At 57.3% G+C, this 14,842-nt stretch carries 10 protein-coding genes; all 10 read right to left on the reverse strand.

Annotated elements, in window-relative coordinates:
• Positions 1-2: 2 nt before the first annotated feature.
• Complete coding sequence (locus tag IG168_RS01445) at positions 3-1,568, reverse strand: tryptophan halogenase family protein (protein WP_193161354.1); 1,566 nt, start codon at positions 1,566-1,568, stop codon at positions 3-5.
• A gap of 20 nt (positions 1,569-1,588) precedes the next feature.
• The gene (locus IG168_RS01450; protein WP_193161355.1) at positions 1,589-2,311 is read right to left on the reverse strand and encodes a SapC family protein; all 723 of its coding nucleotides are present in this window, start codon (positions 2,309-2,311) and stop codon (positions 1,589-1,591) included.
• Between the two features lie 118 nt (positions 2,312-2,429).
• On the reverse strand, positions 2,430-5,156 hold the full coding sequence (locus IG168_RS01455) for a TonB-dependent receptor (RefSeq protein WP_193161356.1): 2,727 nt from the start codon (positions 5,154-5,156) through the stop codon (positions 2,430-2,432).
• A gap of 433 nt (positions 5,157-5,589) precedes the next feature.
• Positions 5,590-7,026: a pyruvate kinase gene (pyk, locus tag IG168_RS01460; protein WP_193161357.1), complete on the reverse strand. Its 1,437-nt coding sequence runs from the start codon at positions 7,024-7,026 to the stop codon at positions 5,590-5,592.
• Positions 7,027-7,119: 93 nt separating this feature from the next.
• Complete coding sequence (gene gap, locus IG168_RS01465) at positions 7,120-8,154, reverse strand: type I glyceraldehyde-3-phosphate dehydrogenase (RefSeq protein ID WP_193161358.1); 1,035 nt, start codon at positions 8,152-8,154, stop codon at positions 7,120-7,122.
• A 90-nt stretch (positions 8,155-8,244) separates the two neighbouring features.
• The gene (locus tag IG168_RS01470; RefSeq protein WP_193161359.1) at positions 8,245-8,877 is read right to left on the reverse strand and encodes a bifunctional 4-hydroxy-2-oxoglutarate aldolase/2-dehydro-3-deoxy-phosphogluconate aldolase; all 633 of its coding nucleotides are present in this window, start codon (positions 8,875-8,877) and stop codon (positions 8,245-8,247) included.
• A gap of 41 nt (positions 8,878-8,918) precedes the next feature.
• Positions 8,919-9,632: a 6-phosphogluconolactonase gene (gene pgl, locus IG168_RS01475; protein ID WP_319024637.1), complete on the reverse strand. Its 714-nt coding sequence runs from the start codon at positions 9,630-9,632 to the stop codon at positions 8,919-8,921.
• A 45-nt stretch (positions 9,633-9,677) separates the two neighbouring features.
• Complete coding sequence (gene zwf, locus IG168_RS01480; protein WP_193161360.1) at positions 9,678-11,138, reverse strand: glucose-6-phosphate dehydrogenase; 1,461 nt, start codon at positions 11,136-11,138, stop codon at positions 9,678-9,680.
• Between the two features lie 49 nt (positions 11,139-11,187).
• Positions 11,188-13,005 carry a phosphogluconate dehydratase gene (gene edd, locus IG168_RS01485; RefSeq protein WP_226876401.1) on the reverse strand — a complete coding sequence of 606 codons (1,818 nt, stop codon included), beginning with the start codon at positions 13,003-13,005 and terminating at the stop codon, positions 11,188-11,190.
• A gap of 19 nt (positions 13,006-13,024) precedes the next feature.
• Positions 13,025-14,689, reverse strand: a complete 1,665-nt coding sequence (gene pgi / locus IG168_RS01490) for a glucose-6-phosphate isomerase (protein ID WP_193161361.1) — start codon at positions 14,687-14,689, stop codon at positions 13,025-13,027.
• Positions 14,690-14,842: the final 153 nt, after the last annotated feature.

Below are 14,842 nucleotides of genomic sequence, written 5' to 3' on the forward strand. Positions count from 1 at the left end.
CGTTATATTTTTTGCAAACCGTACTGCTTGATCTTTTCGATCAATGCGCGATGTCCCGGTAACTCCTGCGACAGGCTACGTGAATACGCTTTTATACGTTCGAACTGCTGGTGCGCCATCTGACGATTCGGATAACGAGCAGCTGTTTCCCCCAGCGCCGTCTCGAAACCCATGCCGTAGAGCACATACTGGTAATTGGGGAGATTGAAAATCTCAAATCGACTGGGGAAATCGTATTGCGTCGGCGGTTGATATCGCCACAAGGCGAGCTTTTCCCTCAATGCCTCGGGAATGCTTTCTGCACTCCGATTATCCAGCCAGAAATCCGTGTCGCTGCGCCGGGATATGCAGTAGTGCAACTTGATAAATTCAATCACGCGATCCCAAGAGTAGCGCACTGATCGATTGAAGGCGCGCGCCGCTATATCCATCACGCTTTTTTCCGTGGGTATGGTATCGGCAAGCATCTGCGCGGTTGCATCGTAAACCAGGATGCCCGTGGCCTCGAGTGGCTCGACAAATCCCTGGGACAAGCCGATCGCCACACAGTTGCGGCGCCAGAAGCGCTCCCGATACCCCACCTTCATCGGGATTCGGCGCACCTGTGCAGACTCTCCCTGGGCACCGAGATATTGTCGAAATACAGATTCGGCGCGCTCATGATCCGTATGGGCACTGGAGTAGACATAGCCGGATCCACGCCGCCCCGGCAGCCCGATATCCCAGATCCAGCCATTCTCTTGCGCTGTCGCAATCGTGTAGCTCGGAATCGGCGCATCCGGTTCACCATAAGGCACCTGCGCCGCCAGCGCATAATCGGCAAAGAGAATATCTTTGCGATCGATGAACTCCACACCCAGCGCTTCGCCGAGCAGCAACGAGCGGAAGCCGGTGCAATCGACAAAGAGATCAGCTTCCAGTTCACCGTACTGGTCGGTGACTATCGCAGCTATATCCCCGCTTGCAGCCAGACGAACATCCACAACATTCGCCAAAAGGTGCCGCACGCCGAGGTTGTCAACCGCGTGTCGGGCAAGCAGCCCGGCAAACTTGCCCGCGTCCAGGTGATAAGCGTAGCTGGTGTGCCCCTGGTATTCGGACTGGGAAATCGTTTTCGGGCCCAGCCCCCGATCACAGATATGCGCCTGAACCGATACCGCATCGGCATAGGGCACTCGTCCGTGTTGCGACTCAAGCCAATAAGGGGTCAGATCCCCGAGAGAGTTTTCGGGGTAATCGAATACATGGTGGTAGTAACTTTCACCGGGGGTCTCGGGCGTATTCACCCAGTCGACGAACTTGATGCTCTGCTTGAAGCTGACGTCGCACTCGCGGATAAATTCCGCTTCACTGATTCCCAGTGAATGCAGGCTCTGCCGGATTGCCGGCACCGTACCCTCGCCGACACCGATAGTGGGAATATCTGCGGATTCAACGAGGGTGACGCGGATACCGTTTGGCGCATTGGCTGAAAGCTTTCGCGCGAGATGACAGGCCGTCAACCAGCCGGCCGTGCCACCCCCTACGATCAATATATGTTTGATCGCACCCGTTGCGTCTCTGGTCATTGATCCGCTTCAGGTTGAGATCAGGACGCTGCTGCGGCCTGCATCTGAGCCAGCTTGGAGAACTGGTGCAGAGAACCGAGCTGTGCGAACAGCGGCGGGAGGAAGCCACGCTTGCGGAAGTCTGCAAAGTCTTCTTCGCTCAGTTCGTTCAGCTTCTTCTCATCCACAATGTACAGGCCATTGAGGTTGATACGCTCTTCGCCAGCATTGACTGTAACGGACTGCTCAGTCAGCAACTCTTTCTCGACCAGTACTTCGACAAACGCCTTGGTCAGGCGGTCACTTTCCAGGAAGTTGACCAGGTTTTCCTTCTTGGCCTTCAGGTAATCGGTTTCTTCACCCTCGTCGGTAAAGAGCGCATTGCCCTCTTCCTCGCCAACCAGCGGGCTATTTTCGACCAGGGCCACCATCAGCTGTTCCTGATTCTCCCCTGCCGGCGCCAGCATAAACGGATGATTGCGGATGCTGCCGGGTACGAATACGCCCTTCCACTTGTCACCGTCGACGAACAGGTTTTCGCCAACTTTAAGGCCAAACAAGGCTACGGACTGAAACTGGCCCGTCTCGGAATTCTTGACAAAAACAATCGGGTATTCGGCACCCAGACGGCTGAACTCGTGCGCAGTGACCGGAACCATGTGGCTCGACTTTACATGCTCGAAGCTGCCCAGCTCGCGGACTTTCAGCTTGCCGTGCACATCACTGCGGAGGGGGACAACTTTAGGAGACTGATTACTCGTCATACAACACCATCAAAAATTAGGTTGGTTATTTTACTTAGCCAGCCCAGTATATTTTTCATACGAAAAAAGGGAAGCAAAACTTCCCTTTTTTCGGTACTTCTATATCACTAGCTCTGGATCAGAACTTGGCGGAAACACCCAGGTTCACGCGACGAGCAGTTTCGTACTCGTACAGCGGGAAACCAGGAGTAAAGCCGGTACCCGGAGCGTTCTCTGAGTTGTTACCGATTTGAACAGCATCTTCAGCCAGCAGGTTATTGGCATCCAGCTTGACATCTACGTTGTCAGTTGCGTGCCAGACCGCGCTCATATCGAGGCTGCCGAAGTCTTCGTTCAGGCGGTTACCGTAAGAGCCAGACTCACGGATCATGTACTCGCTGCGCCAGTTGTAGGCGAGGCGAACAGAGACCATCTCGTTCTCGTAGTAACCAGTCAGGTTGTAGACATTTTTGGAACTGTCGCTCAGGAACGGATTACCGTCGGTAAAGGTATCTTTGCCAGTTCCGGTGTCAGTCCATGTGTAATTGACGATGCTACCAAAGCCGTTACCGAAGTCCTGCTGGTAACCCAGCTCAATGCCTTTGATCTTGGCACTTTCGCCGTTGTCTTTCTCCTGAACGGTCCAGCCGAACGCAGCCTCGCGATCAGGCAGAGCAAACGGGATCTCGCCGGCACTGGCCTGGTACTCGCTGATGGTTACGAAGTTCGCTACGTCTTTATAGAAGACACCGGCGGACAGCAGTGAACCTTCATCGAAGTACCATTCGATACCCAGATCAGCCTGGTTCGCGGTAAAAGGCTTCAGGCCAACGTTACCGGCAACCCAGTACTGGTTATTGTCCTGCTCATCGTTGGCACCGATGGGGCTCGGGTTTACATACATGTCGACGTACTGCGGGCGTGCCATCACTTTGGCAACGGAAGTCCGCAGAATCAGGTCTTCAGCGAGATCGTAAGCCAGGTTAAAGCTTGGCAAGATTTCAGCGTAATCCGCGCTGGTCTTGGTTTTCTGGCCGTCGAGATAATAGGTGGAAGTCGCATCGGTAGTGACGTAACGGATACCGAAGTTACCGCGTACGCGATCGGCATCGAAGGTCGCCATGGCATACAGCGCTGTATTGGTTTCATCAATCTCGCTGTAGGAGCCAAGGTCTTCGGTTTTACCCGTCGTGATGCTTCTTGCCCAATTTTTCAGCTTGTCCGCATCCAGCTTGAGGATCTTGTAACCGCCAGCACCGGCATCGATAGTTCCATCCGCATAAGATGCAGTATCGAGGATCAAGTATTGGTTTGCCAACTCCTGCTCATATGCAGCAAGCGCGATCGTTTCCGGATGGCTAGTAACAAAGGCAGCCTGGTCATCCGCGCTCATCGGCGTCCCAGAAGCCTCTGCAGCCGAAACAGCATCGGCCAGATCGGCTGAAACGATGGCATTTGCCGCCGCTGCCGCGGGGTCATATGCGTCGTTGTACTTGTTATTGAAGAAGAATTGACGGCTAGTCGTATTGTGCTCAGTGCGCTTAATACCGGTCTTGATGGCATTGATCGCTCCAAACTCCACGTCAAACTTTGCGTCTGCTTGGAAGTAGGTTTCGTCGTCGGTCTTCGGCGTTTCATTGAATGTAGCACCTGATCCCATGCGAACGGTGCTGGGCACGTAACCAGCCATATCGAAACCGTTCAGGTCCCAGTTCTGGCCGCCACCAAAGAAATCGTAGCTGCCACCCGGGATCGGGGTGCCGCCAGTGCCGTCTTCAACGACCATCTCGAAGTCGGTACCGCCGGTAGAGGTGGTCTTGCCCACCTGGAAGCTGAGTTCATAGCCTTCACCGGTGTACTCGGTCTTCAGATCGTACACGTCGGAATTCATGGTGGCTTCACGCGGGCGAGCCTGCCAGTAAGCGACATTCAGCGGGCCGCGGGCAGTCGTGCCGTTGATCTGGTCAGACGGATCTACGTCGACACCACACCAGCCGCAGTTGCCCTGGGTCAGCCAGAGAGCGTAGTTGGTATTGTCCGCTGCCATCTCCATGTTCATCGCGTTGAACACGATGTCCAGGTTTTCAGTCGGCTGGTACTGGAAAGTAGCGGAAACTGCTGAGCGCTCGCGCTGCTGCTCAAAGGCAACAGGACCTGCGCCCCACTCCCAGAAAGCCTCGTTGCCCTGACGCTGCAGGTGACGCTCCTGGGAAACGGCGGAGACCAGTACACCGAAGGTCTCGGAATCATTTTTCCAGCTGCCAAGACCGGAAAACTGCGGATCAGTTTCGCCGGAATCAGACTGGCGCGATGCTTCGACAGAGCCCTGCAGGGTCATGGAATCGAGGTCGAGCGGCTTACGGGTTTCGATCTCGACAGTACCGCCGATACCGCCCTCAGCCAGGTCGGCCTGAGAACTCTTATAGACCTTGATATTACCGACCAGCTCAGACGGCAGCAGCTCGTAGTTGAAGCTGCGCTTGGCCGGCTCCAGAACAAACCAGCCGGTAGAAGCTACATTCTGACCGTTCAGCGTTGTCAGTGTCAGGTCGTTACCTGCGCCACGGATAGAAACGGCGGCACCTTCACCAAACTGGCGCTGAATGGTTACACCGGGAACGCGCTGCAGGGATTCCGCGACGTTTTTATCCGGGAACTTGCCGATATCTTCAGAAGAGATTGCATCTACGATCGAGTAGGAATCACGTTTGGTGCTGAGGGCATCCTGCAGAGAACCACGAATACCGGTAACGGTAACCTCTTCAAGAGCCTCACCGGAGGTTTGGGCAACTGCGAGCGGAGCCATGAGGCCGCCACTGAGTACCGCCGCACTGATGGAGAGTGCGAGTTTGTTGCGCTTAAGCATCGATTTCCCCTTCCTTTTTTATTGATATAAAGGTTTGGTTAGAAATTTTTTTCACCTTGTACCGCCAAATGATAGCGCTGTCATTCCTTATTATGATAGCGCTGTCATTCTCACGATTGACAATACACAGAAAAAAAATAAAAAGCTACTGCTTTGCCGGCCATTTACCCGGAGTACCGGGCGTTTTAACGCACTTCGTTTATATGGCAACTATTAGCAACATAAAAAACGTTTAATAAACAATAACTTAAATTAACTTGTCACCATTCGCAAAAAGCGAATCAAAAAGTCACATATGGCAGGATTGAGAAAAGGCGCCCCGCAAAAGCGAACAATGATTAAACACTTTTGTGCTAAGAGATTGAAGATAAGCAATTAGAACATTTGTTCTGCTGCCACCAATGCGGCAGCAGAACAAATCGTTGGGGAGGGGTTACTCGATTTCCTTAATACGCATCGAGTTGGTGTGGCCACCCGCGTTCAGGCGTTCGCCCTGGGTGATCAATACGCGCTGCCCTTTGTGCAGATCCAGGTGGGCGCGCAGCACTTCAATAATCGACTCGGTCAGATGACCCAGGGGCACCGAAGCGGGATCGAAGTCCACCGGCTCCACGCCGCGCAGCAGTACCAGCTGGCGGGCGACCCGCGGGTGGCGGGTGAGCGCGTAGATCGGCAGCTGGGTGGTAGCGCGGGACATGATACGGGGCGTGCGGCCGGACTCGGTCAGCGCCGCGATCGCACACAAATTCTCTACCCGGGCTGCCACATCGATGGCCGCCTGGGCAATTACGGTATCAATACGATTGGAGGCACTCTGGTTTGCAGCCGGGCGCTGAACACTACCCAGGTACTGTTCGGCGCCGACGATGACCTCGCTCATCGACTCGACTGCAGCCACCGGAAAATCGCCCGCCGCAGTTTCCGCCGACAGCATCACCGCATCGGTGCCGTCGAGCACGGCGTTCGCCACATCCATTACCTCCGCACGCGTGGGCGTGGGGCTGGTGATCATCGATTCCATCATCTGAGTCGCGGTAATAACACCGCGATTCAACGCATTCGCACGATTGATCAGCTTTTTCTGCACGCCGATCAGCGCCGGATCACCGATCTCCACGCCAAGATCGCCGCGCGCCACCATTACCGCATCGGCGGCCAGGATAAGGTTGTCCATCTGCTCATCGTCCGCAACGGCTTCCGCACGCTCGACCTTGGCAACGATGGCCGCCTGACTACCCGCTTCCAGCATGGCCTTACGGGCAGTTTCAAGATCCTCGGCACAGCGCGGAAAGCTCACCGCGAGGAAATCCACTTCCAGCTCTGCCGCGAGCTTGATATCGCGGTAATCCTTCTCTGTCAGCGCCGGCGCAGACAATCCGCCACCCAGCAGGTTGATGCCCTTGTTGTTGGAGAGCTTGCCACCCTGCAACACCCGACAGAAGAGTTTCTGTGCCGTGGTGCCCGTTACCTCCAGGCGGATTTTGCCATCGTCCAACAACAGGATATTGCCGGTCTTGCAGTCACTGATCAGGCTCGGGTAATCGACACTGACCCGATGGCTGTCGCCGCCATCGGCCGGACAATCCAGATCCAGGGCAAACTCGCTGTTGTTCTCGAGCCACACACTGCCCTTGGCGAAGCGGGCAATGCGGATTTTCGGCCCCTGCAGGTCGCCGAGCACAGCGACGGTTTTGCCCTGGGCTGTAGCGGCGCGGCGAACTTCGTCGACGCGGCGACGGTGATCTTCGGCACTGCCGTGAGAGAAGTTGAGGCGCACGATATTGACGCCCGCACGCACCATTTCTTCAATGACGCGGGGCTTGTCTGTACCGGGACCTAAGGTGGCGACGATTTTGGTGTGGCGAATCATGGGATCCAGTTGAAATTTATTTTAACGAAAAGGGAGAGGAAACCTCTCCCGTGAACCACTTCCTGCAGAAGCGGCATAAATCCGTGTTACCGGTCAGGCGAATTCAGCTTGCGGCTTTTTTACGTTCAGAGCCTCCGCCATTGCCAGGCTGGTATCCAGCATGCGGTGCGAGAAGCCCCACTCGTTGTCGTACCAGGCCATCACTTTCACCAGGTTACCGTTTACGCGCGTGTGGCTGGAATCAAAATGGCTGGATGCCGTAGTGTGGTTGAAGTCCGAGGAAACCAGCGGCTGGTCACAATAAGTGAGAACACCTTCGCTGGACTGAGCGGCCCGCTGCATAATCGCGTTGACTTCTTCCGCTGTCGTCTCACGGCCGGCAATAAACTGGCAGTCCACCAGAGAAACGTTGTTGACCGGGACCCGTACGGCCATACCGTCGAGCAGTCCTTTCAGTTCCGGCAAAACCAGGCCAACCGCAGCCGCCGCTCCGGTTTTGGTAGGAATCATGTTGTCGGCTGCCGCACGGGCGCGATAGATATCCGCGTGCACGGCATCCTGGGTATTCTGGTCGTTGGTGTAGGCGTGCACCGTAGTCATAAAACCGCGCTCAACACCCAACTCGCGGTGCAGCGCCTTGGCCACAGGCGCAAGGCAATTGGTGGTGCAAGAAGCGTTAGAAACAATCTTGTGATCTGCTGTCAGTTTGTCGTGATTCACACCGTAGACCACGGTGAGGTCGGCGTCCTTGGAAGGAGCTGAAATCAACACCGCCTTGGCACCCGCCTGCAAGTGGGCGGAGGCGGTGTCTTTGGTGGTGAAGCGACCAGTGCACTCGAGCACTAGGTCCACACCCAGTTCTTTCCACGGCAGCTGTGCCGGGTCACGCTCCTGGCAGACGCGCACGCGATCGCCGCCGATCACCAGCGTATCACCGTCGACGGCCACATCGGTAGCGAAGCGACCGTGAATAGTATCGAAACGGGTGAGGTGCGCATTGGACTCTACCGGCGCCAGATCATTGATCGCGACAAGTTGCACACGATCGCCGTAGCCGGACTCATAGATTGCGCGGGTAACATTGCGGCCGATGCGGCCATAGCCATTGATGGCAATTTTAATTTTCATCTCGCTAGCCTCTATTCCTAAATTTGTTCCTTGCTAATTCACTACCCGACGCGCTCTGGTTCGCGCGATTGGTCTCGGCAACTCTTCACATCAGCTGGATTGCAGCGCCTTCGCTTCTTTGGCCAGACGGGTAATCTCCGCCCAATCCTTGTCCTGAACCAGTTTCGGCCCAGCCATCCAGGAACCACCAACGCAGACCACATTGGGTAGGGCCAGGTATTCCGCAGCGTTGCCCGGACCGATACCGCCAGTGGGGCAGAACTTCACGCCCGGCAGCGGGCCACCGATGGATTTCAGCATGGGCACGCCACCGGCGGCTTGGGCCGGGAAAAACTTCTGATAGTGATAGCCGCGCTCCAACAGGCGCATGACTTCGGACGGACCAGCCGCACCGGGCAGCAGCGGCACATCAACCTTATCCGCGGCGTCCAGCAGTGCCTCGGTGGCACCGGGGCTGACCATGAAACTCGCGCCGGCATCGACCGAGCGGCGCAGGTCATCGGCATTCAGCACGGTGCCGGTACCCACATGCGCATCCGGCAGGTGCTTGGCGATCTCGGCTACCGCCGCCAATGCAGATGGCGTGCGCAGGGTGATTTCGAGCACATTCAATCCGCCCTCCACCAGTGCCTGTGCCAGCGGCAGCGCATCTTCAACTTTGTCGATTACCAGTACCGGTACTACACCGGCCTGGGCCAATACTTCTGCGAGCTTCTGTTGCATAAATCCTTTCCCGTTAAATTCAGACCTTCGAGTTCAAGGGCTCAGGGGGCCCAGTAAACGGAGACCGAGTTCAGTCCCTGCTTGAGAATGCTGCGCACCGGCATCGCCAGTTCGTCGCTGCCCAGCAGCGCCTCGCGATAGACGCGCAGCTTTTCCTCTCCGGTAATCAGCAGTTTGATATCCCGCGCCTGCAGGATTGCCGACAGGGAGAGCGTCATGCGTTCGGTATGGCTACCGGTCACTTCGCTCTGCTGGGCGGTAATGGCTCTGCACAACTGGGGAGATTTAGGGTCGAGCGCGGCCTCCAGCCCCTCCGCATGGGGAAACAGGGAGGCGGTGTGCCCGTCGTTGCCCATACCGAGCACACAGACATCGAAAGGCCGGAGCAGCTCAGCGTATGCACGCTCGCAATCGGCCTGCCCCGCCGCGGCCGTCGCATGGGCATTCTTCATTCCAAGAAAGGGCGCCTCGGCGGCGTAATTCTGCAGCAGGCTTTTCTCGATAAATGTCTGGTTGCTGCCACTGGCTCCGGGCTCTACCCAGCGCTCATCCACCAGCGCGACGTTGATCTGCTGCCACGGCAGGGGGCGTTTCGACAGCTCGCGGTACACGGGCTCCGGCGTACTGCCACCGGAAACCAGGAAGGATGCCTGGCCGTGCTCCTTAATCCCTTTTTGCAGGGCACAGGCGCAGTCGTGGGTCAGGGCCTGCACCAGGCGCTCGCGATCGGAATAAAATTTTTCTTCTACCATCATGGCGATTGGCTCGATTGGTAACTTTCGGTTGTCTCGTGGGTCGGCCTACTTGGCGTTGAACCAGTGGCGCCCATCCCGCGCCAGCAGTTCGCTGGAAGCCTGCGGCCCCCAGGTGCCCGCGCGATACAAATGCGGTTGGTTGCCGGTCTCGCGCCAGTGATCGATGATCGGATCCACCCACGCCCAGGCTGTCGCCACCTCTTCGCGGTGAATAAACAGCGCCGAGTTGTTGGCCGCCGCGTCCAGCATCAGGCGCTTGTAGGCGTCACTCCTGAAGCTGTCGTAGGTATCGGACAGGGTCAGGTTCAGTTCCGCCGGTTGCAGCTCCATGGTCAGGCTGTCCATCTTCTTGGCCATCAGCACCAACTTGATGCTCTCTTCGGGCTGCAGGCGGATGACCAGCCGGTTGGGTATCACCTCACCGGCTGCTTCTTCGTAGACGCTGTGGGAAACTTTCTTGTACTGGATCACAATCTCCGCACAGCGCTTCTCCATGCGCTTGCCGGTGCGCAAGTAGAAGGGCACCCCCGCCCAACGCCAGTTGTCGATGTGCGCACGAATCGCAACGAAGGTTTCCGTAGTACTGCTCGATTCGTCGAGCTCCTCCAGATAACCGGGCACCAGCTGGGTACCCAGGCCGCCCGCTACATACTGGCCGCGCACCGTGTTTTCATCGACGGTCTCGCCCACTAGCGGGCGCAGCGCCTCAAGCACCTTGATCTTTTCCGCGCGAATATTTTTCGCCGTCATTTTGTTAGGCGATTCCATTGCGATCAGACACAGCAGCTGCAACAGGTGGTTCTGCACCATATCGCGCAGTGCGCCGGTCTCGTCATAGAAACCTGCCCTGCCCTCGAGACCGACAGTTTCCGAAATACTGATCTGGATATGATCGATGGTCTGGGCATCCCACAGGTGCTCAAACAGCACATTGCTGAAACGCAACGCCAGCAGGTTCTGGACCGTTTCCTTACCCAGGTAGTGGTCGATTCGGAAAATGTTATTTTCCGGAAAATAGGTCGCGATCTTGCTGTTGATTTCGTCGGAAGTCTGGGCGTTGTAACCAAGCGGCTTTTCCACCACGACACGTGAGTTGTCATGGATCAACCCCTTGATCGACAGATTTTCACAGCAGGGCCCAAACACCGCGGGCGGAATTGCCAGGTAAAAAATCCGTACCCGATCGACTTCACTGTCGAGGATATCGGCCAAGCCATCCCACTGCTCATCGGGTTCCGCAATATCCAGGGACACTGCGCGCAACAGCGGGGAGAAATCTGTCCACACTTCGTCGCTGTACTCGCCGTCGCGCAGGTGGATTTTCAGGGCATCCTGGGCAGTCTGCAGGTATTTTTCCGCATCTTCCCGGCGGCGACACACCGGCAGGATCCTGCTCCCCTCTGCCAGACTGCCTTCCATGAAGGCGCGGTAGAGAGCTGGGATCAGTTTGCGCAGCGCCAGGTCACCGCCGCCACCAAACAACACCATATCGAAAGGATTAGCCATTTAATTCTGCTCTTTTTTGCTGCGCTGTTTTCGCGCAAATCCGTTTTGTCTAAAAAAGAATACTCGCACCGCTCTCGGCTCCACTGGCGAGGGCGCGCATGTTGGCAAACAACTCACGCCCCATACCCCGGGCACTCTCGGACAAGTCGAATTCCGCAGGTTCCCGCGCGGCCAGTTCGGCATCATCGACAAGTACGCGCAATACGCCGGCGTTCGAGTCCAGCTCGATCATGTCGCCGTCGCGGATCTTGGCAATAGCGCCACCGTCCACCGCCTCCGGTGACATGTGGATGGCCGCCGGCACCTTGCCGGAAGCCCCGGACATACGCCCATCGGTGACCAGTGCCACCTTGAAGCCGCGGTCCTGCAGCACACCAAGCGTCGGCGTCAGCTTGTGCAGTTCCGGCATACCGTTGGCCTGTGGCCCCTGGAACCGCACCACGGCAATAAAATCCTTTTCCAGCTGACCTGCCTTGAATCGCTCCAGCAACTCATCCTGCGTATTGAACACCACTGCTGGCGCCTTCACGTGCAGGTGGTCCGCTTTCAACGCGGAAACCTTGATCACACTTTTGCCAATGTTGCCGTCCAGCAACTGCAGGCCGCCGTGGCTGGAGAAGGGATCTGTCACCGGGCGGATAATGTCCGGGTTACCGCTCTCCTCCAGCGTCGGGCGCCACACCACGCCGGACTTGTCTTCGTTCAGGAAGGGGTCGTGGCAGTATGGCTTGAGGCCGGAGTTGCCGAGGACTGTATGTACGTCGTCGTGCAGCAAACCGCCGCTCAACAATTCGCGAATCAGGAACTGCATACCGCCGGCTGCGGCAAACTGGTTGATGTCGGCGGTACCGTTCGGATACACGTGACACAGCAGCGGCACCACTTCGGACAGGTCGGCCATATCCTGCCAGGTGATCTGGATACCCGCGGCGCGGGCCATGGCCACCAGGTGCAGGGTGTGATTGGTGGAACCGCCGGTGGCGAGCAGGCCAACGATGCCGTTTACGAACGTCTTCTCCGTCAGGATTTTGGCAATGGGCGTGTGCTGGCTGGGTTCGGTGATCTGCACCAGCTGCCTGACTGCAGCTTCATTGAGCGCGTCGCGCAGCTCGGTACCCGGGTTAACGAAAGAACTGCCCGGAAGCTGCAAACCCATGATTTCCACCAGCATCTGATTGCTGTTGGCGGTGCCGTAAAAAGTGCAGGTACCCGGGCTGTGGTAAGAGGCGCTTTCCGCTTCCAGCAGCTCCTTCCGGCCAACCTTGCCTTCTGCGTAGAGCTGGCGGACCCGCACCTTCTCCGCATTGGCGAGCCCGGTGGGCATTGGGCCCGCCGGAACAAATACCGCGGGCAGGTGACCGAATGCCAGAGCACCAATCACCAGTCCCGGAACGATTTTGTCGCAGATACCGAGGTACAGGCCGCCCTCGAAAACATCGTGGGAGAGCGCAATCGCCGTGGCCATGGCAATCACGTCGCGGGAAAACAGGCTCAATTCCATCCCCGCGCGGCCCTGGGTGACGCCGTCACACATGGCCGGCACACCGCCGGCCACCTGGGCAGTGGCGCCGTTGCGCGCGGCGGCCTCTTTCAGGATCTGTGGATAGGCACCGTAGGGCTGGTGCGCCGACAACATGTCGTTGTAGGCGTTTATGATCGCCAGGTTGGGGCCGCGCCCGGAAGCGATGAGATTTTTATCTTCATCACTGGAAGCCGCGATCGCATGGGCCAGGTTGCCGCAGGAAAGCCGGCTACTGGCACGACCTTCAAAATGTGCGCGCTCGATCTGCGCCAGGTATTGCGCCCGCGTGTCGACACTGCGCTCGATAATACGCTCGGTAACCGCTTGAACCTTGCTGTGTACCATAATCCTTTAGCTCTATTGTTCAGCCGGCGGCGCCGTGCACCGGAGTGCCGCTCCTGACCCGCTGGTAAAAATCGATCAATTGGGAGGTGGATGTATCCTGGTCGTGCGCATCGCCACTCTCCAACTGAGGTTGTAGTGCCGCGGCGAGCCCTTTACCCAATTCGACGCCCCACTGATCGAAAGAATAAATTTGCAATATGACGCCCTGTACAAAAATTTTGTGCTCATACAGCGCTATCAATGCCCCCAGAGAGCCGGGGTTCAGCTCCCGCAACAGAATCGTGTTGCTCGGTTTATTACCGCGATGCACTTTGTAGGGCGCTAGTGCCGCCACTTCGTCCTCGCTCAACCCCTTGGCCGCCAGCTCGCTGGCCACCTGCCCGACGCTGACCCCATTCATCAGTGCCTGGCTCTGTGCCAGCATGTTCGCCAGCAGAATTTCATGGTGCCCGGGCAGATCGTGTCCCGGCGTCACGCTGCCGATAAAGTCGGCCGGTACCACCTCCGGGCTCTGGTGCAGGTACTGGTAAAAGGCGTGCTGACCATTGATACCGAGCATGCCCCATATTAGTGGCCCGGTTGCGTAGGTCGCCTCCTCCCCTGCCCTGGTAGTAGATTTGCCGTTGCTCTCCATATCTGCCTGTTGCAGGTAGGCTGGCAGCATATGCAGGGCCTGCTCATAAGGCAGGACAGCGTGAGCCGGGTACCCCATGAAAGTGCAGTACCACAGGCTCAGCAGAGCCATCAGCACCGGCGCGTTTTCCTCCAGCGGCGCCTCCCGGAAGTGGCGATCCATTCCGGCAGCGCCATCGAGCAGCGCGCGAAAACCGTTAAAGCCGATGGCGATCGCGATAGGCAGGCCGATTGCGGACCACAGCGAATAGCGCCCGCCGACCCAGTCCCAAAACTGAAAAACGCGCTGCGGCGTTATGCCGAACTCGCGCGCTTTTTCAGGATTGGCAGTAACCGCCACAAAGTGGCTATGCAGTATCTGCTCTTGCGACATCATGTCGCCGAACCAGCGCAGCGCACTGCGCGCGTTGGTCAGGGTTTCTGTCGTGGTAAATGTCTTAGACGAGACCACAAACATGGTGGTCTCGGTGTCGAGCTGCTCCAGCACATCTGCCAGCTGTGCACCGTCTACATTCGAGACGAAATGCACCCGAATATCGCCGCGCCGGTGGGCGCGCAATGCCTCGATTACCATCTGCGGCCCCAAGTGCGAACCGCCGACACCGAGATTGACCACATCGGTAATGGCTTTGCCCGTGCATCCTGTCACGCCGCCATTATGTAGTAAATTTACAAACTCTTTCAAGCGTCCCAGCTCACTTTCCACCTGCGACTGCACCGCGCCTCCATGCAGCTCAACCGAATCGGGCAATCCACCGCGCAGTGCAGCATGGAGAACCGGGCGCCCCTCGGTGCGATTGATCGGCGCACCGGCAAACATATCGCGCCGCCAGGTCCCCAGGTCGGCATCCCGGGCCAGCTGTAATAATTTTACAAGAACCTCGTCATCGACCAGGTTTTTTGAGTAATCGAACAGGAATTCAGGCAACTCCAGCGAGAAACGACGCCCCCGTTCGGGATCGGCCGCAAAGAGATCGCGCAGGTGCCGGCGGCGCATGTGCTGCGCCAGAGTCTCTAATTGCTGCCAGCTGGGAAGTTGGGTGATATCCATGGTAAGCCCCCATTAATGCGGGTATCGGCAACAGGTAGGCCAATACCAGTTATTGTTCTTGTTGGCGCCGCCCCTCTCCGCATGCCTCTGCAGCAAAATGACAGCGTTGTCATATCCGACGAGAGTCCCACACGGAGATAGCGCTGTCAATTT

This window comes from Microbulbifer hainanensis (assembly GCF_014904735.1).
Taxonomy (GTDB): Bacteria; Pseudomonadota; Gammaproteobacteria; order Pseudomonadales; family Cellvibrionaceae; genus Microbulbifer; species Microbulbifer hainanensis.